Source organism: Mesorhizobium sp. LjNodule214, assembly GCF_964252735.1.
GTDB lineage: Bacteria > Pseudomonadota > Alphaproteobacteria > Rhizobiales > Rhizobiaceae > Mesorhizobium.
The window spans coordinates 1,185,294-1,206,487 of record NZ_CAXUPE020000002.1 but is presented as its reverse complement, the minus strand read 5'-3'; the positions used below and the strand labels follow the sequence as shown (position 1 = coordinate 1,206,487).

18 protein-coding genes and 3 pseudogenes are annotated in these 21,194 nt (G+C 61.4%); 10 read left to right on the top strand and 11 right to left on the bottom strand.

What is annotated here, in order from left to right:
• Positions 1–5 precede the first annotated feature (5 nt).
• Entirely contained in the window at positions 6–782 is a 777-nt protein-coding gene (locus tag ACSQ3Z_RS19510) for an aspartate/glutamate racemase family protein (protein ID WP_436172931.1), read from the top strand.
• A gap of 106 nt (positions 783–888) precedes the next feature.
• The gene (locus ACSQ3Z_RS19505) at positions 889–1,596 is read left to right on the top strand and encodes a GntR family transcriptional regulator (RefSeq protein ID WP_404284981.1); all 708 of its coding nucleotides are present in this window, start codon (positions 889–891) and stop codon (positions 1,594–1,596) included.
• Positions 1,597–1,647: 51 nt separating this feature from the next.
• On the opposite strand, the gene ACSQ3Z_RS19500 is transcribed toward ACSQ3Z_RS19505, so the two are convergent.
• A complete protein-coding gene (locus ACSQ3Z_RS19500; RefSeq protein ID WP_436172930.1) occupies positions 1,648–2,322 on the bottom strand; it encodes a peroxiredoxin-like family protein in 675 nt (224 codons plus the stop codon).
• A 641-nt stretch (positions 2,323–2,963) separates the two neighbouring features.
• Between ACSQ3Z_RS19500 and ACSQ3Z_RS19495 the strand changes: the two are divergent.
• Positions 2,964–4,002 (top strand): annotated as a pseudogene (locus tag ACSQ3Z_RS19495) (IS110 family transposase).
• Positions 4,003–4,345: 343 nt separating this feature from the next.
• On the opposite strand, the gene ACSQ3Z_RS19490 reads toward ACSQ3Z_RS19495, so the two are convergent.
• From ACSQ3Z_RS19490 to ACSQ3Z_RS19455, 8 genes are all read right to left on the bottom strand, one after another.
• Complete coding sequence (locus tag ACSQ3Z_RS19490) at positions 4,346–4,882, bottom strand: MFS transporter (protein ID WP_436172929.1); 537 nt, start codon at positions 4,880–4,882, stop codon at positions 4,346–4,348.
• Positions 4,883–4,894: 12 nt separating this feature from the next.
• Complete coding sequence (locus ACSQ3Z_RS19485; protein ID WP_436172928.1) at positions 4,895–5,464, bottom strand: MFS transporter; 570 nt, start codon at positions 5,462–5,464, stop codon at positions 4,895–4,897.
• Between the two features lie 36 nt (positions 5,465–5,500).
• Positions 5,501–6,520 carry a ScyD/ScyE family protein gene (locus ACSQ3Z_RS19480; RefSeq protein WP_436172927.1) on the bottom strand — a complete coding sequence of 340 codons (1,020 nt, stop codon included), beginning with the start codon at positions 6,518–6,520 and terminating at the stop codon, positions 5,501–5,503.
• Positions 6,499–7,233, bottom strand: coding sequence for a formylglycine-generating enzyme family protein (locus ACSQ3Z_RS19475; protein WP_436172926.1), 735 nt, complete (start codon positions 7,231–7,233; stop codon positions 6,499–6,501). Before ACSQ3Z_RS19475 ends, ACSQ3Z_RS19480 begins: the two co-directional genes overlap by 22 nt.
• 1 nt (position 7,234) lies before the next feature.
• Entirely contained in the window at positions 7,235–8,299 is a 1,065-nt protein-coding gene (locus tag ACSQ3Z_RS19470) for an ABC transporter ATP-binding protein (RefSeq protein WP_436172925.1), read from the bottom strand.
• A 3-nt stretch (positions 8,300–8,302) separates the two neighbouring features.
• Complete coding sequence (locus tag ACSQ3Z_RS19465) at positions 8,303–9,151, bottom strand: carbohydrate ABC transporter permease (protein ID WP_436172924.1); 849 nt, start codon at positions 9,149–9,151, stop codon at positions 8,303–8,305.
• 7 nt (positions 9,152–9,158) lie between these two features.
• Positions 9,159–10,064, bottom strand: coding sequence for a carbohydrate ABC transporter permease (locus tag ACSQ3Z_RS19460; RefSeq protein ID WP_436172923.1), 906 nt, complete (start codon positions 10,062–10,064; stop codon positions 9,159–9,161).
• A gap of 152 nt (positions 10,065–10,216) precedes the next feature.
• Positions 10,217–11,473 carry an ABC transporter substrate-binding protein gene (locus ACSQ3Z_RS19455; protein ID WP_436172922.1) on the bottom strand — a complete coding sequence of 419 codons (1,257 nt, stop codon included), beginning with the start codon at positions 11,471–11,473 and terminating at the stop codon, positions 10,217–10,219.
• 371 nt (positions 11,474–11,844) lie between these two features.
• On the opposite strand from ACSQ3Z_RS19455, the pseudogene ACSQ3Z_RS19450 reads away from it, so the two are divergent.
• The 4 genes and pseudogenes from ACSQ3Z_RS19450 to ACSQ3Z_RS19435 all read left to right on the top strand — a co-directional run.
• A pseudogene (locus ACSQ3Z_RS19450) lies at positions 11,845–12,150 on the top strand (transposase); the annotation flags it as partial.
• A 274-nt stretch (positions 12,151–12,424) separates the two neighbouring features.
• The gene (locus ACSQ3Z_RS19445; RefSeq protein ID WP_436172921.1) at positions 12,425–12,733 is read left to right on the top strand and encodes a hypothetical protein; all 309 of its coding nucleotides are present in this window, start codon (positions 12,425–12,427) and stop codon (positions 12,731–12,733) included.
• A gap of 266 nt (positions 12,734–12,999) precedes the next feature.
• A complete protein-coding gene (locus tag ACSQ3Z_RS19440; RefSeq protein ID WP_436172920.1) occupies positions 13,000–14,382 on the top strand; it encodes a Fic family protein in 1,383 nt (460 codons plus the stop codon).
• A gap of 84 nt (positions 14,383–14,466) precedes the next feature.
• Positions 14,467–15,425: pseudogene (locus ACSQ3Z_RS19435) on the top strand (IS481 family transposase).
• 1,148 nt (positions 15,426–16,573) lie between these two features.
• On the opposite strand, the gene ACSQ3Z_RS19430 reads toward ACSQ3Z_RS19435, so the two are convergent.
• Together ACSQ3Z_RS19430 and ACSQ3Z_RS19425 are read right to left on the bottom strand one after the other, a co-directional pair.
• Complete coding sequence (locus ACSQ3Z_RS19430) at positions 16,574–17,764, bottom strand: NADH-quinone oxidoreductase subunit D (protein WP_436172919.1); 1,191 nt, start codon at positions 17,762–17,764, stop codon at positions 16,574–16,576.
• Between the two features lie 83 nt (positions 17,765–17,847).
• Positions 17,848–17,997 (bottom strand): hypothetical protein, encoded by a 150-nt coding sequence (locus ACSQ3Z_RS19425; protein ID WP_436172918.1) that lies wholly within the window; start codon positions 17,995–17,997, stop codon positions 17,848–17,850.
• A gap of 658 nt (positions 17,998–18,655) precedes the next feature.
• On the opposite strand from ACSQ3Z_RS19425, the gene ACSQ3Z_RS19420 reads away from it, so the two are divergent.
• From ACSQ3Z_RS19420 to ACSQ3Z_RS19410, 3 genes are all read left to right on the top strand, one after another.
• Positions 18,656–19,453 carry a phosphodiesterase gene (locus tag ACSQ3Z_RS19420; protein WP_436172917.1) on the top strand — a complete coding sequence of 266 codons (798 nt, stop codon included), beginning with the start codon at positions 18,656–18,658 and terminating at the stop codon, positions 19,451–19,453.
• A 140-nt stretch (positions 19,454–19,593) separates the two neighbouring features.
• The gene (locus tag ACSQ3Z_RS19415) at positions 19,594–19,812 is read left to right on the top strand and encodes a hypothetical protein (protein WP_436172916.1); all 219 of its coding nucleotides are present in this window, start codon (positions 19,594–19,596) and stop codon (positions 19,810–19,812) included.
• Positions 19,813–19,993: 181 nt separating this feature from the next.
• Positions 19,994–20,668 (top strand): protein-L-isoaspartate(D-aspartate) O-methyltransferase, encoded by a 675-nt coding sequence (locus tag ACSQ3Z_RS19410; protein WP_436172915.1) that lies wholly within the window; start codon positions 19,994–19,996, stop codon positions 20,666–20,668.
• The last annotated feature ends 526 nt before the right edge of the window (positions 20,669–21,194 follow it).

The window sequence follows — 21,194 nt, the reverse complement described above, 5'->3', positions numbered from 1 at the left end:
ATCGCATGCGCATACTCGTCATCAATCCCAACACGACCGCGTCGATGACCGCCAAAATCGGCAAGGTCGCAGCGAGCGTCGCTTCTGCCGGGACCGAAATCATTTCGGTGAACCCCGTCGACGGTCCGCCGAGCATCGAAGGCTATTTCGACGAAGTCTTCGCCATTCCTGGGATCATCGCCGAAATGAACAAGGCGGCGGCCGTCGACGCCTATGTCATCGCGTGTTTCGACGACACCGGGCTGGACGCGGCACGTTGCGCCGCCGAGGCGCCGGTCATCGGCATCGGCGAGGCCGCCTTCCACCTTGCCAGCCTCGTCGCCGGCAAGTTCAGTGTCGTGACGACGCTCGCCCGCTCCGTTCCAGCGATCGAGCACAATCTGGCGAAATACGGCCTCGCGTCGCGCTGCGCCAAAGTCAGGTCGTCGGAGGTTGCCGTGCTCGATCTCGAACTGCCGGGCTCGGACGCCAGGTGCAGAATCTCGGACGAGATCGCGCGCGCCATCAGCGAAGACAGGGCGGAGGCGATCGTTCTTGGCTGCGCGGGCATGGCCGATCTGGCAAGCAGCCTGTCACAGGAACACGGCGTTCCCGTACTCGACGGTGTCGCCTGCGCGGTCGTCTTGGCAGAGAGCTTGTTCAGAGTTGGTTTGCGGACGTCGAAAGTCGGCGGCTACGCTGCTCCCCGCGGCAAACGGTTCTCGGGCATCTACGAATCGCTGTCCCCGGCCGGCGCTGCCGAAGCTGTTGTTTCGCCGACCGGGCCTGGCCTTACGAATTGAGGTCCTGTGTCCCGGGATTGACCGCCGCGCAAGCCATACTAGATTGCAGCGACCGTTAGGCGGTTTGGGATAGATCTGGCACGGTCGTGCCTGCGCGTTGAAGAGCATGCTGACAGTACTCAGGGAAGAAGACCGCGACGAAAAACCGGCAGCCCGCTGGTCGCCGATATACTATGGCCTGAGAGATGCCATTGTCAGCCATCGTCTCGCTCCTGGCACCAAGCTGCCGGAAGATGAGTTGGCGTCGATCTATTCGGTGAGCCGCACCGTCATTCGTGCCGCTCTGCAAGCTCTGGCTCATGACCGGTTGGCGCGGCTGGAGCCAAACCGCGGCGCCTTCGTGGCCCAGCCGTCGAAGGTGGAAGCGCGCGAGGTATTCGAGGCACGGGCGCTGATCGAACCCAAGGTGGCTTGGCTCGCCGCGAAGGCAGCAGTGTCATCCGACATTGCGCAGTTGCGGCGGCATCTCGAGAAGGAACATGAGGCGCTTCACGCCGGCCGGGACAGTGAGGCGATCATGCTGTCGGCACGTTTCCACGTCGGCATCGCCGAGATCGCCGCACACTCGGTGTACACCAACTTCGTTCGCGACCTTGTCTCTCATTCTTCCCTCATCATAGCGCTCTATTGGAAAAGGCGCGACGCGACCTGTGAGAAACACGCCCATCACGCGCTGGTCGATGCAATCGAAGCAGGGCGCAGTTCCCAAGCGGCCGAGCTGATGACCAGCCATCTGGTCGACCTCCTGTCGGGGCTCGACCTTACAGACAAAATAGAAAAATCAGACAACCTCTCGGATTTGCTTCGTCCGTAGAGCGGGAGCAATGCTGCACCCGAGCAGCCGCCGATGTCCGCAACTGCGCCGCTACTGACCAATATGCGACGCGACCGACATCATCGCCTCAGAGTTCGGGTGGGCGCCCAAGCCGCCATCGAAAACCTCGGAGAACGTCCAGCGAACGACGCCGTTGCGGTCGAGCAGGAACTGGCCCATGAGCTGGCCCACGCCGGTCGCCATCATTTGCTGGTCCGCTTCAGTGATATCGTAATTGTCTTTTTTGTTCAGATATTCGAGCGTGGCAAACGGATCCATCGGCTCCGGCATCTCGCCCGGCACGTTGACCCGCATCGCCTTCACATCGCTCATCGAAACCTTTTGCGGCCATGCGCTCTCGTCTTCGGTGATCTGCATATTCGGCAATCCAAAGGCGCGGTGTGAAGTCCGCTCCGGATCGGATGCAGCAAGCAAACCAACCATCGGATGGTACCGGAGATAAAGGCGCGCCCGCTCGATGGGCGTGTTCACCACCGTGAGGCTTTCGATGCCCTTTGCGTTAAGGGCTGGTGTGAGCAGCGAAACCGTCGCGATATGACGCCTGCAAAACGGACAATGCAGACCTCGATACAGCCCAACCAGCACTGGCTTCTCGCCGCGGAAATCGTCGATAGCTATCTTGCCCTCGCGGGTAATCGCGTCGAGTACGAAATTGGGCGCCGTTTCGCCAAGTTGCAGCGGGCCTATGTCGAGACGTTCTGACATGCTGATCCCTCCTCGCGGGTCAATCCGCAACGGATGTGCGGGCGGGTGGCTTGAGCCCATGTTGCGGCACATATGTCCTTGGGCATGCTGAAATGGCGGTCGGCCTTAGGACGGCGTCGAGGTCAGCTTCGATAGTCCATTTATAGCACGGAGGGCAACGCTTTACACTAAACAGATTGACCGCTTACGGCCCAAACCAGCCTCGCTCATACCCTTATGGTCGACAAGCGTTCATCGACCCCTTTTTGTGGGAAAACGAGACACCACTTGCATGGAAAATTAGTCCTCCTCTTGATCCTTAGGTTCGCCAGACCATACGAGAGAATACGAAGTAAATGGGTTGGCGAACCATCCGCTAACGTATTGATTTCCTATAAGAAATGCTGACCCTCAGCGACCAACATAATCGTTATCCGTCAATAGCTTACGAAGCGGTTCGCCAAGGTCGATGGGGAGCTGGTTCAGCCGCTCACCGAAGGGTATTTATCTTAGACCGAATGGCAGCTTCGCGCCGCATGTCGGTCGTCGAGTAGGCCATAGCCGCATCCCAAAAGCAGATGAGGTGGATGGCTCCCGCTCCCGGCATCACAGTGCCACAGTGGGTTTGCTGTCAGGCAACCCGAGCCAAGGAGCCATCCGCCATGCAGATTACCACCGTGGGCCTTGATCTGGCCAAGCGCATTTTTCAAGTTCACGCCGTCGACGCGTCTGGAGACGTTGTCGTTCGCAAGGCACTGCGCCGATCGCAAGTTCTGCCGTTCTTCACCAAGTTGCCGCCCTCACTGATCGGCATGGAGGCGTGCGGCACATCGCATCATTGGGCTCGAGAGTTGACGGAGCTCGGCCATGAAGTCCGCCTGATGCCACCGTCCTACGTGAAGCCCTATGTGAAGCGCGGAAAGAATGATGCGGTGGACGCGGAAGCGATTTGCGAAGCGGTGACACGCCCGACCATGCGTTTTCGTCGTGATGAAGTCAGCCGAGCAGCAAGCGGCCCTATCGCTTCACCGCGCCCGTAATCTTCTGGTCAAGCAGCGTACGCAACTGGTGAATATGATCCGCGGCCTGTTGGCCGAGTTCGGCATCGATATTCCCGAAGGTTTGGAGCGGGCGCTTAGGCTGGCGCGCCAGATAGCCGCGAAGAAATCCACATTGGACGTACCGGCAATGGCACTGCAGATTCTGTGTCTCCTGTGCGAGCAGGTGCTCGACACCCATGCCCGGCTCCAGACCATTGACCGGTCGATCCTTGCCCAGCAAAGAACGAATGAAGTGGCACGGCGTCTATCGACCATACCTGGCATTGGCCCGATCGGTGCCACTGCGTTGGCGGCCTCGGTTGCTGATCCGAGTCGGTTCCGCTCGGGTCGAGAGTTTGCCGCCTGGCTCGGGCTGACACCTTCGCAAAACTCGAGCGGCGGAAAGGACCGTCTCGGGCACATCACCAAGATGGGCGACCGGTACCTGAGAAAGCTCCTTGTGATCGGCGCGACCTCTCTGATCCGACGGGCAAGGCATAAGCCCGAGGCTGCGGATCCGCGCCTCCTCGCGTTGCTCGCCAGGAAGCCAGCGCGCGTGGCGAGCGTAGCCATGGCAAACAAGATGGCCCGCGTGGTGTGGGCTATCATGGCGCGCGGCGAAACCTATCAAGCGCGTCATGCTCCGAACCTTGCAGCGTAAGTTGCGCAGAAGATGAGACACTGAAGCAGAAATCAGATCGAGCCGATCAATCGGCTCTATGAGGTTGTAAGAGCGACGCGATGTGATGGCGAGACCGGTCAGGTCGGGAACAGGGATAACCCATGCGATGTCGGAGGCATCATAGCCTGCAAAGCAGATTGGGACCTTGTTCGCCGACCCCATCAGGGCCAGCAGCTTCGAACGGCTGCATAAACAGGCCGGACAGAAGACTGCACCCGACCAATGCGCCAGAACAGCGAATTACCTCTTGCAATGTGGGAGCCATCCACAGAAGACATCCGAGTGAACAGGCGAGCTCGTTGCGCCAGAGGCTGCCATTGGTTTACCGCTTGCCGCCCGCCGTCCTTGCGGCAACCGGCAAGCGCCGCAGCGATAGCATCGCTGCGGCACCGATAAGCGGACCGGGAGCAAGCAGCAGGAACGCCCAGCGCCAGCCGCCAAGCAAGGCCGCGACGTGCGGCACCGACCAGATGGCAAGCACGGTCAAGGCAAAGCCGAGCCCAAGCTGCACCGACACTGCGGTGCCGACGAAGCGCCTGTCGCCAAGCTCCGTCACCGCCGCCGAAAACTGCGCGGAATCGCCTATGACCGAAACACCCCAGACCACGATGACCAGGACGAACAGCCAGAGCGGTCCGTCGAAGACGAAACCGACGGCCATCGCGCAAAGACCCGATACCATCATCATCCCGGCAGTCGTCAGGCTGCGGCCGAAGCGGTCGGACAGCACGCCGCCGAGCAGGCAGCCGCCGACACCGGCAGCGATGGCCAGGAACGTCAGCAGCGACGCCAAGGCAGGCGAAGCGTGCTGCTGCGCCTCGAGCCCGGCGCGCGCATAGGCGAGCAGCCAGGCCCACATGGCGTAGAGCTCCTACATGTGGCCAAGATAGCCGATATTGACCAGCATCAGCGACCGGTCGCGGAAGATGGCGCCGATCTGGCGTGAGTCGAACACGGCCTTGCCGAACGGATACGGCCCCTCGTGGGCGAAGAACCAGAAAAGGAAGGAGCCGACGACGGTCGCAGCTGTTGCGGCCAGCACTACCAGTCGCCAGTCGAACGAGCCGGTCAGCGCCCGGAACAGATGCGGCAACGCGGACCCCAGCGTCAGCGCGCCGATGACGGCGCCGAGCGCCAGCCCTCGGCTGCGCACGAACCATGTCGAGACGAGCTTCAGTGCCGGCGGATAGACGCCGGCCAGCGCGACGCCGGTGACGATGCGCGCGGCGACGAGGCCGGCCGGGGACGGCTGCAGCAGCAGGCTGGCATTGGCCGCCGCCGCCAGCAGGGCGGACATCGCCATCAGCCGGTTCAGCCTGACGATATCGGGCAGATTGACCAGGCTGGACGCCAGCGCGCCTGCGACGAAGCCGATCTGCACACCATTGGTCAGCCAGGCATCGATGGCCCCGGATAGGCGCTCACCGGCGCTGGCGCACATTCTTATAGCGCCGGCGACGCTACCTATTACAGATATTCAGGGGTGCGGCTGGGAAGGCTCCGCCTGTTCGAGAAAGACGAGCTTCCCGTCCAGTTGCGAGATGACGACAGCGCCATTGTCGAGGGGGAGCACATCGACCGGGCGGGTCAGCCCATCGAGAAGCACCTGCCTTTTTCCTGAGACGAGGTCTAACCCGAGAAGCCTGCCGCTGCCAGAAGCCCAGCCATCCGACTGATCGAAAGTGCCGTGCTCGAGGACCAGCATCTCGCCCTTTGCATCGAAGACGACATCGACCGGAGCATTCAAGCCGACCGCCTCGATGCGGGCGCTGCTGGCCTGGGCGGCCCGCGGCAGCGAGACGATACGGCCGCTGCCGGCAACGAAGGGAAATCCGCCGAACAGGGAAACGTAAAGCCTGCCGCCGTGCACGGCGAGGCCGGTCGGAACCGCGTCGAACTCGTATTTTTGCTTGTCGCCGAACTCGGTCGGCGACAGGGCGGTGAGGACCTGGCCGCTGGTGCTCAGCCGAGCAAAGGCGAAGAGCTGCGTCCGGCCGCTCCCGTCGGCCAGAAGGCGTTCGACGGAGTTCCGCGCGGCGTCGACGACATAGAGCGTGTCGCCCGACAAGGCGAAGTCGTACGGGTTCCAGAAGTCGTTGCTGACGACCCGCGTGACGGCGCCCTCGTCGACCTCGAGCATCGCGTGGTCGTTGGGGTCCTCGTCATGGTCCGCCGGCGTCCAGCCCTGGGCGACGAGATAGCCGCTGCCATGGCGCTCGACCCGATAGGGCCCGGTCGGGTCGCCCATGACGTCGGTGCCATGCGTCAGGACCGGCCCGAAAGCGGTGAAACGGCCGTTCGGGGTGCGCCTGTAGAGGCGGCCGTCGGCGAGGTCCGTGACCAGAAGCGCATCGCCGTCGCGTGCAAGACCGGCGAAGATCGCCCCCGGCTTTCGCACGATTTCGACTTCGTATCCCGACGCTGCCTTCGGCTCCGCCGACCCTTGCGTTGCGATCGCCATAAGCGAAAGGGCAATCAATCCGGTGAGCGCACGCATCGAAAGCCTCCGTTGGCGGCGAAGCGAAAATCAGGGTCGTAGGCAAGCCGGTGGGTGGTGCTCAGGCGGGTGGGGTCGCTGTTCCACGCGCCACCGCGAAGCACTCGATACTTTCCGGCGATCTCGGGCGGTGCTTCGCCGCCGTAAGGCGCATAGAAGTCGCGGGTCCATTCCCACACGTTGCCGACGAGGTTGAGCAGGCCCTCCCTGCTCGCCCCTAGCGCAAATGACCGGGCGGGTACCGTCATGTCATGGCCGTCGCTGGCGTCACGTCCATAATTGGCGCGTGTCGCGTCGACCGGCGCATCGCCCCAGGGAAAGCGCGCTCCTTGCGGCCCGCGCGCCGCGCGTTCGTATTCCTGCTCGGATGGCGGCTTCAGGCCATAGTGCGCGCAAAACGCCACTGCATCGGCAAAGCTGACGCCGACGACCGGGTGGTCGGGCAGGCCGAGGACCGGATGCCGGTCGTAGAAAGCGGCGCGATGTCCCGTAGCCGCGACGAAGCGGCGGTATTGCGCGTTGGTGATCTCGGTCTGGTTCATGGCGAAGGCCAGGCCTTCGACGACGTGTCGCGGCCGCTCGTTTTCATCACCCGTGTCGTTGCCGAAGGCGAACGGGCCTCCCGGTATTTCGACAAGCGGGTTGTCCGCAATAATATCCTCGCCGGCCACGGCACCTGCGGTCCACAGGGGTGCCGCGACAGCGAGAAGCATCCTAGAAGTCAACACGGTCCTGGCTCTGGCGATCAAACAGGAACACCCGTCCGGGCGCAAAGCCGACCTCCACCATCTGATCGAAGTCGCCTACAAAGTCCTTGTCGGCGCGAACAGTGACCAAGGCCGCTCCTGCGCGCAGGGTGACCAGCGTGCTTTCGCCGGTCAGTTCGACCGAATAGATCGGAGCCACGATATTGGTCTTTTCGCTTCCGGCAGGAAGGACGTGGATGTCCTCCGGGCGAGCGCCCAGTACAGCGCTCGCAACGTTCGCGCTCCCGAGGCCGTCGACCCTGACGCCGCCGAGGCTCGTGAAGACCCCGTCCTTGACCTCACCGTCGATCAGGTTCATCGGCGGCGAACCGATGAAGCCCGCGACGAAAAGAGTCCGCGGGTCGTTGTAGATCTCCTTCGGCGTGCCGAGCTGCTCGATCACGCCGTTGTTCATCACCGCCACCCGGTGAGCGAGGGTCATCGCCTCGATTTGGTCGTGGGTGACGTAGATCGTCGTCACCTGCAGTTCGTGCTGGAGGTGCTTGAGTTCGGCTCGCATCTGGACCCGCAGCTTGGCGTCGAGATTGGACAGCGGTTCGTCCATCAAGAAGACCTTTGGTGTGCGGATGATGGCGCGGGCCAGCGCGACGCGCTGGCGCTGCCCGCCGGAGAGTTGCTTCGGCAGCCGGTCGAGCAAGCCGTCGAGCTCGACGCGGCGCGCCACCTCCATGACCATCCGGCGCCGCTTGTCCTGCGGCACCTTGCGGATCTTCAAGGGGTAGCCGATGTTATCGGCGACGCTGAGGTGGGGGTAGAGCGCGTAGGACTGGAAGACCATCGCGACGTCGCGATATTTCGGCAGCACGTCGTTGACCCGGTCGCTGCCGATGAAGATCTCTCCGGCCGTAACCTCCTCGAGGCCGGCGACCATGCGCATGGTCGTGGTCTTGCCGCAGCCCGAAGGTCCGAGCAGGACGAGGAACTCCTTGTCGCGCACCTCAAGATTGAGCTCGCTAACCGCGGTGAAGGTGCCGAATTTCTTGACCACGTCCTGGAAGATGACCGAGGCCATGGCTCACCCCTTGACCGCGCCGAACGAGATGCCGCGAACCAGATGCTTCTGGACGACGAAGGCGAAGATCATGATCGGGATGCAGGCAGTGAAGCCGGCGGCGCTGATTTCTCCCCAATAGGTGTTGTACTGGGTGACGCGCCCGGCAATGCCGATCGGCAGCGTCTGTGACCGTTCGGTCAGGGTCAGGATGAGGGCGAGCAGGAACTCGTTCCACGAAATGATCAGGCAAAAGATGGCTGTGGCCGCCAGCCCGGGACGGGCGAGCGGCAAAGCGACATGCAGGAACGCGCCCCATTGAGTGTCGCCGTCGACCATCGCCGCCTCCTCGAGCTCGACCGGCAGGTCCTGGAAGTAGCTCTTCATCATCCAGGTTGCGAAAGGCAGGTTGAACGCCGTATAGGCGATGATCACCGCAGGCTTCGTGTTCAGCATGCCGAGATGGTTGAAGGCGATGTAGAGCGGAATGATCGTCACGATGGGCGGCATCATGCGCGTCGACAGGATCCAGAAGGAGATCTGGTAGCGCCATCTGCCCGGATATTGGAAACGGGCGAGCGCATAGCCGGCCAGGGAGCCGAAGACGACCGAGACGAGCGTCGTCGAAACTGCGATGATCAGGCTGTTCAATGCATAGATGAGGAAGGGCCGCTCGACGAAAGCGGCGTGGTAATGTTTCGATGTCGGATTGGCGGGGATCCATTGCGGCGGTATCGAGAAGATGTCGATGTCGTATTTGAACGAGTTGGCCGCGATCCAGTAGACCGGGAAGAGGGTGACCACTAGCGCAACGGCGATCGTCGCATAGGCGGCGATGCGCTGGATTCCGATGCTCTTTCGGCGGTGCGCCATAGGTCCTCTAGTCGGCTAGCCGCATGCGCTTGATAAACCAGGTGCTGAACGCGACGGTCGTGAACAGCACGAAGAGCGAGATGGCGGCCGCGTAGCTGGGGTCGGCGAAGCGGTACGCCACTTGGTAAATGTAGAGACTGAGCGTCTTGGTTCGGTCCGCGGGGCCGCCGCCGGTCAAGATGAAGACGAGGTCGAAGAGCCGCAGAGCGTCCATGATGCGCAACAGCAGCGCGATGGCGATGACCGGCTTCAGGAACGGCAGCGTCAGATCCCAGAACTGCCGCCAGGCGGAGGCGCCGTCAATGGCTGCTGCCTCGTAGGGCTCGTCCGGCAGGCTGGCGAGCCCGGCAAGCATCAGCAGGAACATGAACGGCGTCCATTGCCAGACGTCGGCGACGATCACGGCGAACATGGCGAGCCTGACGTCGCCGGCCCAGGCCTGGAGAGGCAGGCCGACCCGGAACATGATCTCGTTCAGCACGCCGAATTGCGGCTCGTAGATGAGCTTCCAGGTGATCGCGACCGCAACCGGCGGCAGCATCATCGGCAGCATCAGGACCGTTTTCAGGAAATTCAGGCGCCGGATGTATCGGTCGAGCAGCAAGGCGAGGCCGAGGCCGAGAAGGAACTCGGCGCCGACGGCGAAGACGGTGAACACTAGCGTGTTCCACAGGCCGACATGAAACTGCTCGTCGGTGAGCAGCCGCAGAAAATTGTCGGCGCCGGCGAATTGCCAGGGCAGGTCGGGGTTCGGGCTGATCCGCGTTGCCGCCGCAATGATCATGTAGATCGACGGGAATATGGTGAGCGTCAGGAGCAGGATCATGGCCGGCGCAAGCATCAGCACGCGCAGGTGGTGCTCAAACCACCGCTCGAACGAATTTTCGAACTTCGCACCGACGGAGACGGTCATCGGAAGTTCTATCCGTCACATTGGGTCCATCATAGCATGGCGAACCCTGGAGCCAAACCCGGCGCGGCCCGCGATTGTGATCGTTCGAACTGAACCCGCAAGATGGAGCGGCATCTGCGGATACCGCTCCACTTCAATAACCATGCGGCCGGCTACTTGATGCCGGTTATCTCTTCGACCGCGGCCTGGGATCTCTTCAGCGCCTCCTCTGGTGTCTCCGTACCGGCTACGGCTTTGGAAAGCTCGATCCCGAACGCGTTCTCGATCTCAGGCCATTTCGGATGACGCGGACGCGGCGTCGAGGCCTCGATCGCTTGCATGAGCACGGGATAATGCCGGAATTTTTCCTGGCTGGTCAGGCTGGGATCGGTGAAGATCGATTTGCGCACCGGTGGGTTGCCGCGCTGGGCCGAGATTTTCATCTGTTCCGGTGAGGTCGCCCACAGCATGAAGTCGAAGGCCTCCTGCTTGTTCTTCGCCGCGGCCATGATACCCATCGTCCAGTGGCCAATTTCCGAGCTGCCCGGTTTGGTGCCCGCCGGGATCGGCGAGTAGGAGATCTTGCCGACCATCTTCGACTGGCTGGGGTCTTCGAAGGTCGCGACCCAGTTCGGCCAGTTGATCGACGAGGCTGCGGTGCCCGCCGCCAGGGCCTGGCCGACCTCGTTGGCGTTGTAGCTCTCGACACCCTTAGGCGAGACGTCGCGCAGCGCCATGAAGGTCTTCATCGCAGCGGCGCCATCGGGCGTGTCGATCGTCACTTTTGTCCGGTCAGCGTTGAACATGTCGGCGCCATAGGACCAGAAGATCGGCATGAAGTCGGCGACGACGGGGTTGCCTTGGCCGCCCCGGAAGACGTAACCGAAATAACGACCGCCGCCTTTTGCGGAGAGTGCCTTGGCTGCCTTCAGCACATCGTCCCAGGTCTTCGGTGCCTCAACGCCGGCTTCCTTGAACTTGGCAGCATCATAGAAGAACATCTGCGCGTTTCCGACATAGGGCAGGCACACATAGGGGCCCGTATTGTAAGGATTGCGGCAGATCGCCAGGGATTTCGACAGGAAGTCGCTGTCCGGTCCTTCGAGCCCTGCCTTCTTGAAATAGGGCGTCAGGTCCTCAAGATGCGCGTTTTCCGCGAAGAACGGAATCCACGGATCGTCCATCAGAACGATGTCGAAGGTGCCCGATTTTGTCTGGCCGGCATTGGCCGCCTGTTCGAAGACGTTGCTGTAGGGAGCCTGGACGATCTCGACTTTGGTGCCCTTCAGCTTTGCATAGTCGGCAGCGGCCGCTCTCAGGCCGTCGCCCTCGCTTCCCGAGGGAACGAGCACGGTTATGTCAGCCCACGTGTTCGTCGCCATCAGCGACGACAGGGCGAAGATTACAGAGAAGATAAATTTTCTGACCATCGTATTCCTCCCTTTTCCGCTCCAGCCTGTCGGACGGGCCGATGCCAGAACCGCTCGCACGCGTTTGACCGTTCACGAAGCGCGCGAACGCTCCGTCGCAATCGGCAACGTTTGAAAGGAGTGTGTGCGAACGGGGCAGGGGGCCACTTGGACCGCCAAAGCATCAATACAGCGGGCAACTCGTGGGTCGTCACAACCCACATCTCCCGCAGGTGCACCGAGGTGCGCTACCGCTATCTTATCAGCTTGGCGGCTTCAATTGAAGGGGATGCGGGTGAAGGGGATGCGGGGCTCCACGGTGTGACGAATGTGCCCCCGTCGGGTCAGTATGAGATTGTCGGTCCCTGCTGTGGCGGCACTGGCCAGGAGCGCAAACTCAACTCGCTCCCGAACTGTCGCCCGGCGATGTCGTCATTCTCGACAATGTCGGCTTCCACTGGAACGAGCGTGCCGCACAACCGGTTCGCCAAAGGGGCGCCTGGCTCCTGTTCCTGCCGCCATACTCACCAGATCTCAATCCGATCGAGATGGCCTACTCAAAACTCAAGGCACGGCTGCGAAAGAAGGCGGCCAGAACCTTCGATGCACTCTGCCAGGCTCTCGGCCATATCTGCCATCTGTTCGAGTCAGCCGAATGCAGGAACTTCTTCAAAGCTGCCGGATATGAGGCCAATTAATCGCGACACGCTTTAGTTCCCAGCCAGGGGTCTGGGACAGATAGCCCTCGGCTGCCTCCTGCGTTAGCGGCGCGACGCCGCCGCGGCAGGGCGTACAGGTTTTCCGAGCAATATCATCGGTCATGGCAACCTCCCTTCGTGCTCATTCCGGATGGGCCGACAGCATCGCTGCCCCACGAACAGGTTCCAGTGCCATCGCCTCGATATAGCGCGGCCCTAAGAACCTCTCAATCCGGTCACTTGACGATTGCCAAGGCTGCTCCAGAATCACGGCATGGCGCAGGACATAGGCATTGGCGATGAGGTGATGCTCACTGTCACCATTTTGAAACTACTCGGGAACGGCCGAGCGAGCGTTAGCATTCCCTCGTATAGTTTCCCTTTCTCGATCGAGCCGCCACCCAAGGCCAAGCGAGGCGACAAACTGCAGATCACTGGCGAAGTCACCCACGTTGACCACGATGCCGACAAGGTGACGGTCAAGATCGGCGGCGTGGTTAAGGTAGACGCCGACAGGGTCATCCTCCTAAAGAAATATCGCCCACCACTGCGTCGAACGCCGCTGGGCGATCGGCCGGATTGACCATCCAAGCCGGGTCGCGAAGCTACCCGCCCTCCCGATCGAATTTGACCGATACGCCGCGCACCGCCGCCTTTTTAACGATAAGGCCCTCTAGTCTAGACACAGGCGCGATAGATAGCAGGCTTGTGCAACAGCTTGTTGCACATTTGCGGTCCTCAATTCAGCGCTCTGCGGAGAATTGAGGTGGCAATCTCCGCAATTGTGCGGACATTATCTCTTGTGTTTGCGGAGAATAAGTCCGATATTCTCCGCATGGTGTGCGGATAATGAACTCCTATGTCCACGAGCAACCGGACTGGCCACGGTTCCGGTGGAGCCATGACGTGCTCGCGGCGCCGTTGGCAGCGGTGCGTCACAACCAGGGCCGGCTGATCGGCCGCATGGAGGGGCTGGGCTTCCAACTCCGGGCCGAGGCCGTTCTGCAATCCCTGACTGAAGAGGTCCTCAAGTCCAGCGAAATCGAAGGCGAACGGCTCGATCCCGATCAGGTTCGCTCATCGATCGCGAGGCGGCTGGGCATGGATATTGGGGCCCTTACACCTGCCGATCGCAATGTCGAAGGGGTGGTCGAGATGATGCTCGACGCGACGCAGAACTATCGCGCCGCCCTGACCGAGGAGCGCCTGTTCGGCTGGCATGCGGCACTCTTCCCGACCGGCCGCAGCGGCATGACCAAGATCACCGTCGGCGCATGGCGCACGGGAGAATCCGGGCCGATGCAGGTCGTTTCGGGTCCGGTCGGGCGCGAGCACGTCCACTTCGAAGCGCCGAGCGCCGAGCGTCTCCCGGCGGAGACGCGGGCCTTCCTGTCGTGGTTCAACGAGACGGACGGCATCGACCCGGTCATCTTCGCCGCCGTCGCTCATCTTTGGTTCGTCACGATCCACCCATTCGAGGATGGAAACGGCCGCATCGCGCGTGCCATAGCCGACATGGCCCTGGCGCGTTCGGAGGGGAGCCCGCGGCGGTTCTACAGCATGTCTTCCCAGATACGGGTTGAACGGAAGGCTTATTACGAAACCCTCGAGCGGACCCAGAAGGGCGACCTCGACATCACGCCGTGGATCGCCTGGTTCCTGGAGTGCTTGGATCGCGCCTTCGAGGGTGCAGAGACGATCCTCGCCTCGGTTTTGCGCAAGGCCCGGTTCTGGGACGCCCACACCGGGGCTGCGCTCAACGACCGCCAGCGCCTGGTCATCAACCGTTTGCTCGGCGGGTTCGAGGGGAAGCTAACCTCATCCAAGTACGCAGCCCTTGCTAAGTGCTCGCAGGATACGGCCGCGCGTGACCTTGACGACCTATCCCGCCAAGGCATTCTCGCTCGCGATCCGGCAGGTGGGCGGAGCACTAGCTACAGTCTTATCGCCAGCACAGCCGACGCATTGGGTGCGATCGCGCGCTGGACCCTGGCCTATGCTGATATGGCCGTGAGAGATGGACCAAAAATGCTCAGTCCGGAGGAGGGCCGCATCCGAACCGAGCGCATCCAGGCTATAGGCGAGGAAATTCAGGAGCTCGGTCGAGACCCCAATGCACCGCCGACTTACGCGGACTTTGAGGCGCGGTTGCGGGCCCTGCAGGAATTCGGCTTCCATCCCGATGGGCGTCTGGTCTCTGCGGTGGCGCAGGCCATCCACCGGGGGCTCTAGCTGTGAGCATTCGATAGGTTGTCCATTCGGACCGAACCGAGGAGACTGGAGTTACCAGGCTTCAGCACTCACCGGAGGGTCCGAATGAACATCCACAAGAATGCCCGTTGACGCCGTTGCGTCGAGAGGAGATGGCTCTTTCGGTCATTGAGGGCCGTCTTTCCCAAGCCCTTGCTGCGCGGGTCCATGGTGTGTCGGCCAAGATCGTGGCGCGGTGGGGGGAGCGGTTCAAATCCGCGGGCCGGGCCGGCATGGTCGATCGCTCGTCGCGACCCAGGAAGCTTTACCGTCCGACCGAGGCCGCCACTGTCGGAGCGTATTGTCGCGCTGCGGAGCCAGCGCCTGACCGGCAAGCACATCGTGGGGTCTCGCCGGCCACCGTCAGCCGGGTGCTGAAGCGGACTGGCCTGTCGCGGCTGAAGGATATCGAGCCGGCCGAGCCGGTGCGCCGCTACGAGTGAGCCCATCCAGTCGAACTCATCCATCTCGATATCAAGACGCTCGGCCGTTTCGAAGCGGTCGGTCACCGCATCACCGGCGACAGAACCAGGCAAAGTTCGAGGCGAGGCAACAGGTGGGGCGCTGGATGGGAACATGTCCATGTCTGCATCGACGACGCCTCACGTATCGCCTTCACCGACATCATGCCCGACCAAACCGCCCTCGGCGCGGTCGCCTTCCTCAAAGCAGCTGTTGCCTACTATGCTAGCCTTGACGTCACCGTCTCGCGCGTCATGACCGACAATGGCCCCTGCTACACATCCTTCGCCTTCCGCGACGCTTGCCGGGAACTCGGCCTCAGGCCACATCCGCACCAGACCATACACGCCAAAGACCAACGGAAAGGCCGAGCGCTTCATCCAGACCGCCCTTAGAGAGTGGGCTTACGCACGCGCCTATGAAACCTCAGATCGGCGTGCCAAAGACCTTCCAGTCTGGACCACATGTACAATTGGCACAGGCCCCATGGCAGCCTAGGCTCAAAGCCGCCGATCAGTCGCCTCGTTCACAATCAGGACAACCTGTTGAGGCTCCACATCTAGCCATGGGCAAGTTGAGCAGCACCTCTCGCGCCGGCCTATCAAGCCCATATCGCCGTTGTGGTGATTATCCTTGCGCACATTCGAGTCGATACGGATGGCTAGGTATCCGCTGACATGCCGATTGTACAAGGCAAGTGAAAAAACTACCGGGCAATCAAAGCAGACATTTCTGGACTGTTTGCCGACCGAGGCAACGCATAGTCAGCTGGATAAAGGCCCCCGGCGCTAATTCTGGTCGGCCATGTCAACCAAGTCATCCGGTCTATCTTGTCAGTAGGATGCCGCCCTGAGGCTGGCTGGAAAGGTTTTCTTTCTCCTACCCGTCGCGCGGAGGGCGGGAAGGCAAAAGTGAAACTCGCGAAGCCACTCATTTCAGAGGGTATATTGGTCTGAGCGTGCCTAGGCATGATCCAAAATGCCCGTGGGTACTGCGCGGGATTGTTGTGCATCAAAAACACGATGGAAAAAATCGTCATATCTATCAGATACTTGGGCGCCCATGGTGGAGTGCTGGGGCTGCTAACTGGGGTATGTAGAAAGTGACTGCTCATGAATTTCCACGCTTGGGCATGATCGCATCTGCTCAGTACTCCGACGTCCCGATCAACCACGGATTCCGAACGCTCATCTTTCTCGCTGGCGCCCCTCGGAACGGCTGAACGGCCGCTCTGCTACTCTGGCGGAGACGCCGTTTCGAAGATGCACGCAAGGCAGGCTGGCGGAAATCCAGGGTCTGAGCTGCGCCGATGGCGCTTGCAAGGACGACGGGAGAACACCATCTAAAGGTTGATAGCGAACAAGCTGGAAACGTCGGTTCGAGTCCGGCGGCCCGGACCAATCAGGGTTTCGTCTAGGGGTTAGGACGCCACACTTGATAAACGCCGCTCCCTTCCGGTCGAGCGGCGTTTTCGTATGTTCTGTAAAAAGCGAACGAACGGCCCGCCTTGTGAAAGGGCGAGCCGTTCTTTTCGGATTTGTCATTCCCTGACGGCTGGGTAGGGTCAACTTGGCCTGCTGCCCTGTCCACTGAACCGGCAGCAGGCCAGAGAGACGCACTCCGGCGGGCTTTTTTTGCGCGACTTCGATAAACGACGGATGAACCTGCGATTGTAGGCCTATCTTCCAGCAGCCGAGATGTGCAACTCGGCTTAACGATCGATCTCTCCGAACACGATGTCGAGCGAACCAATGATCGCGGAGACATCGGCGATCATGTGGCCCCGACACAAGAAATCCATTGCCTGCAGATGGGCGAAGGAGGGTGCTCGGATCTTGCACCGGTACGGAACATTGCTGCCATCGGAAATCAGATAAACGCCGAACTCACCCTTCGGTGCTTCAACCGCAGCGTATGCCTCTCCGGCGGGCACGTGATGCCCTTCCGTGTAAAGTTTGAAATGATGGATCGTCGCTTCCATCGAGCGTTTCATCTCGGCACGCGACGGTGGCGTGATCTTTTGATTTGGAAGTGCGACCGGGCCCCGGCCTTCCGGCGACCGTAATTTTTCCAGGCATTGCTTCATGACCCGCACCGACTGGCGCATTTCCTCCATGCGGACGAGATAGCGGTCATAGCAGTCCCCGTTCTTGCCGATGGGAATGTCGAAATCCATCTCGGGGTAACATTCATATGGCTGCGCCTTGCGCAAATCCCAGGCTGCGCCCGATCCGCGTACCATCACGCCGGAGAAGCCCCAAGCCCAGGCATCGTCAAGACCGATCACGCCGATATCGACGTTGCGTTGCTTGAAGATGCGGTTGTCTGTGAGCAGCACTTCGAGATTGTCGCAGACCTTGAGGAACGGGTCACAGAAATCCCAGATGTCGTCCAGAAGCTTCGGAGGCAGATCCTGATGCACGCCGCCGACCCGGAAATAATTCGCGTGCATGCGGGCGCCTGAAGCGCGCTCGTAGAAGACCATCAGCTTCTCGCGCTCGGCAAAACCCCAGAGCGGCGGGGTCAGCGCGCCGATATCCATGGCTTGCGTCGTCACATTGAGAAGGTGCGACAGAAGTCGGCCGATTTCGCAAAAAAGGACACGGATGAGCTGTCCGCGCCGCGGAACCGATATTTCGAGCAGCTTCTCGGCGGCGAGGCAGAATGCATGCTCCTGATTCATCGGCGCGACGTAGTCGAGCCGGTCGAAATAGGGCAGGGCCTGCAGATAGTTCTTGTGCTCTATTAGCTTCTCGGTCCCGCGATGGAGCAGGCCGATATGCGGATCGACGCGCTTGACGACCTCGCCATCGAGTTCAAGCACGAGCCGCAAGACACCATGCGCGGCCGGATGCTGCGGTCCGAAATTGATGGTGAAGTTGCGAATTGCGGCCTCGGCCATGGCGATCCTTCCGGCCTCGTAGTTCGCAGTCGATCTCGAATGCCCGATGCAAAGTGCGGCGCCTGACCGACGATCAAATCAAGTCAGTCGTCTGGGCCATCGTCACCGATGTTGGCAGCGACCACATGCGACGAATCCAGCCCGACCGCTGCCGACACCGACACGGCAGGTGGCGTCGCATCGATCGAACTTTGCAGGATATACCACTCTTCCGAGCTCGTTTGGGTAATCACGGCATCGACCTCCGATCTAATTTCCTGAGGCAAATCCTCGATGTCGATGACCGCTACGCTCGTGAAGTCTGATCACACAAAGTTGCCGGAGCCTGGGTTACATCTGGGGGAAGTTGCGCGCCCGGGGATTGAGCGTAAACTGGCGACGCCACGCCGAGTGCCAAAAGGACGGCGATTGTCGTCAGCATGCGCATGATCTTTCCGTTCCCGTTTGCTCGAAGGAGGATCATCTTGATGGCAACAAAGAGAATCCCTTAGTTGTGGCCCTCGGGCTGCTACAGATATGGCCAAATGGTGAAGCCGTGCCTCGGAGCTGTTGCCTTGGACATGTAAATCGTGAGACCGGTAATTTTGCTGGGGTAGTGTCTACAGGGATTGGCAGCAAGGTCCGATCCAACACGGTCGTTTTCGTCATGGACGCGACGATCGAATGGATTACCTCGATCAAGGGGCGGAATTTACCCCAGCAAAATTACCGGTCTCCCCCCGAGGATGGGCCGAACGCCCTGCCAGGAAACTCAGGCTCTGATGAGATAGCAGGGCTCCGAAAGCTCACGGCTTCGGAGCAGGTAAGGTACCGATCCGCATCGGCGCCACTCCATTCACCGCACGGGCGCCAACCGGCGCCCCCCTTATCCCTCCACTTGGACTTCTTTCCATGCTCGTTGCGCAGATTAGCGACTTCCATGTCCATCCCGTTGGCCAAATGGTATATGCTGGCATCGACACCAATGCCATGACGCGGCGCGCCATTGCCACGATCGCTGCCCTGGACCCTGTTCCCGATTGCGTCCTCGTCACGGGCGATCTTGCCGATAGCGGGGGCCTGGACGAGTACGGTCTCGTGGTTGATATCTTGTCCCGCCTGGCAATGCCGGTATTCGTCATTCCGGGCAATCACGACCGGCGCGAGACGATGCGCGACGGCCTCGCCGCGGCCTATCCCTATCTGCGCCAAGCTGAGGATTTTCTGCATTACGTTGTCGAGGATTTTCCAGTTCGGCTCATCGGCCTCGACACCGTGGTGCCGGGAAAGGTCGGCGGTGCTATCTGCGCCGCACGAGCGGCTTGGTTTGCCGATCGTCTCGCTGAAGGCGACGGTCGCCCGACGCTGGTCTTCATGCATCACCCACCCTTCGTTACCGGTGTCAGCGGGATGGACGCGACGATGTGCCGAACCGACAGCGCATTCGCGGGGCTTGTCGAAAGCCATCCTGAAATTGAATGCGTGGTCGCCGGCCATCACCATCGCCCCATCATCCGTCGCTGGGCCGGCACGGTCGGCTTCGTTGTGCCCGGAGTGGCGCATCAGCTGGCGCTTGATCTTCGCCCGGGCCAGCCCATCCGATTTATCCTCGAGCCTCCGGGCTTTGCGCTCCACGCCTGGTCGCCCGAGACCGGCTTGGTCTCGCATGTCGCGCCAATCGGCGACTACGGACCGAGTCGCGATTTTTGAATTCCGGTTGTCCGTGGAAGCTCGAGAGATGAGCCGCTACTGCTGGCCTCGGCGGAAGCGGAGGCCGGAACGCGCATCCAAACAGCGCCGTAGTGACGGTCCGGAGGCGGCGTAAATGCAACGGAGGCGCCGCGCCGGCTGTGCCGGCGTTCGCCCTCGCCTCGCCTGCAGCGGGAATAGCGCTGCTGGCTCGCCCGGGTTCGGTCATCGTCAATTACCAGATCACGCACGATCAGCACGGGAAGGAGCCGGTGAGCGACAGCGCAGCGTTCGGCGTCGTTTTGGTCTTCGGCCTATTGGTGCTCAACTGGCTGGCGATCCGCTATATCGATGTTGTCGCCTGGCTGGCGAGCTTCTGATGCGCACGCCGTTCCACCCCCCGGTGCGAGGAACGGGAGAGCACCAAGGACGGCGACGAAATAGCAGGGCGGTACAACCCGCCCCAACCGAAGCCGCGTTCTCGACGACATGGTTACTGTGACAAGACGAACAGGGTATAGGCTATCAGGCAGCAGACTGGTCGCGGAAAGCCCCAGCGTCATGAAGCCGATGAACGAAGAGCACCTCGCGGTTCTACGCAGGCACATGGTCGAGATGATTGCGATCCATGCCGACCTTGCAAGCGAAGAACTCGGCAAGGCAACGCTCGATGAGCGGGTGATGGCAGCGATGCGGCGGGTCCCGCGGCATCTCTTCGTGCCAGCCCCGGTCGCGCCTTATGCCTACCAGGACATGCCGCTGCCGATCGGCTTCAATAAGACTGTCTCGCAGCCCTTCATTGTCGCTCTGATGACCGATCTCCTTGCTCCCCAACCGCACGAGGCAGTGCTCGAGATCGGCACCGGCCTGGGCTATCAAACCGCAATCCTCGCGGAACTCGCCGAGCAAGTTTGGAGCGTCGAGATCATCGAGGAATTCGCAAGCCATGCCGAGGCTCTCCTGCAAGGCCTCGGCTCCTCCAATGTGGGCATTCGTGTCGGAGACGGGTCTCGCGGCTGGCCTGAGCACGCCCCATTCGACAAGATCCTGGTCACCGTGGCGGCTGAGCGGGCGCCGCCTGCTTTGCTTGGGCAGCTCATACCAGGGGGGCGCCTGGTGCTGCCTGTGGGATCTGAAGAAGTGCAGTTGCTGACGGTCATCGACAAGGATGCGGCAGGGCAACTCAAGGCTCGGAAACTCATCCCGGTTCGGTTCAGTCGGCTCGAAACGGTCTAATGAGGGGTGCGGCTGCGCGGAGCCGTGCCGGAAGATCAGGATAACGCGCGCCGCATCGATCACACGGGCGCTGGATGGCATCGCCGATCTTTTGACATCCATGCCGCAACGCTACTCGTCGAGCACGCCTGCAGCCGCCGGTCGCAGCCGCTGGCGATCATGCCGGCGCGGTCGTATTGCGCGCTTCTCAAAGACCCTTATCCAGCCTACTGTGTGCCTACCAGAGGGCGGGTCGCTCATCTGGGAAATGACGGCCAAAGGCTCAAGGAATTCGCCCAGTGGCAAACACGTAGCGGGCAGGAGGTAACGATGGATCTCAAGGACAGGCGCCTCTGGTACGGCGTGGTAGCCGTGATCGTGGTATTGGTCGTGATTGCGTATGCGGCTGGTTGGTTTGGCGGCACACCGATACCAGCGCCGCAGCAGTGAGAGCGATCGTCATTCTCGCTTGGCGGCAGCTGACTGCTCAGTCTCTAAAGGTCGAAGGAAGGGACACCTGATTGGCTGTTTCGCTGGTTCGGCTACC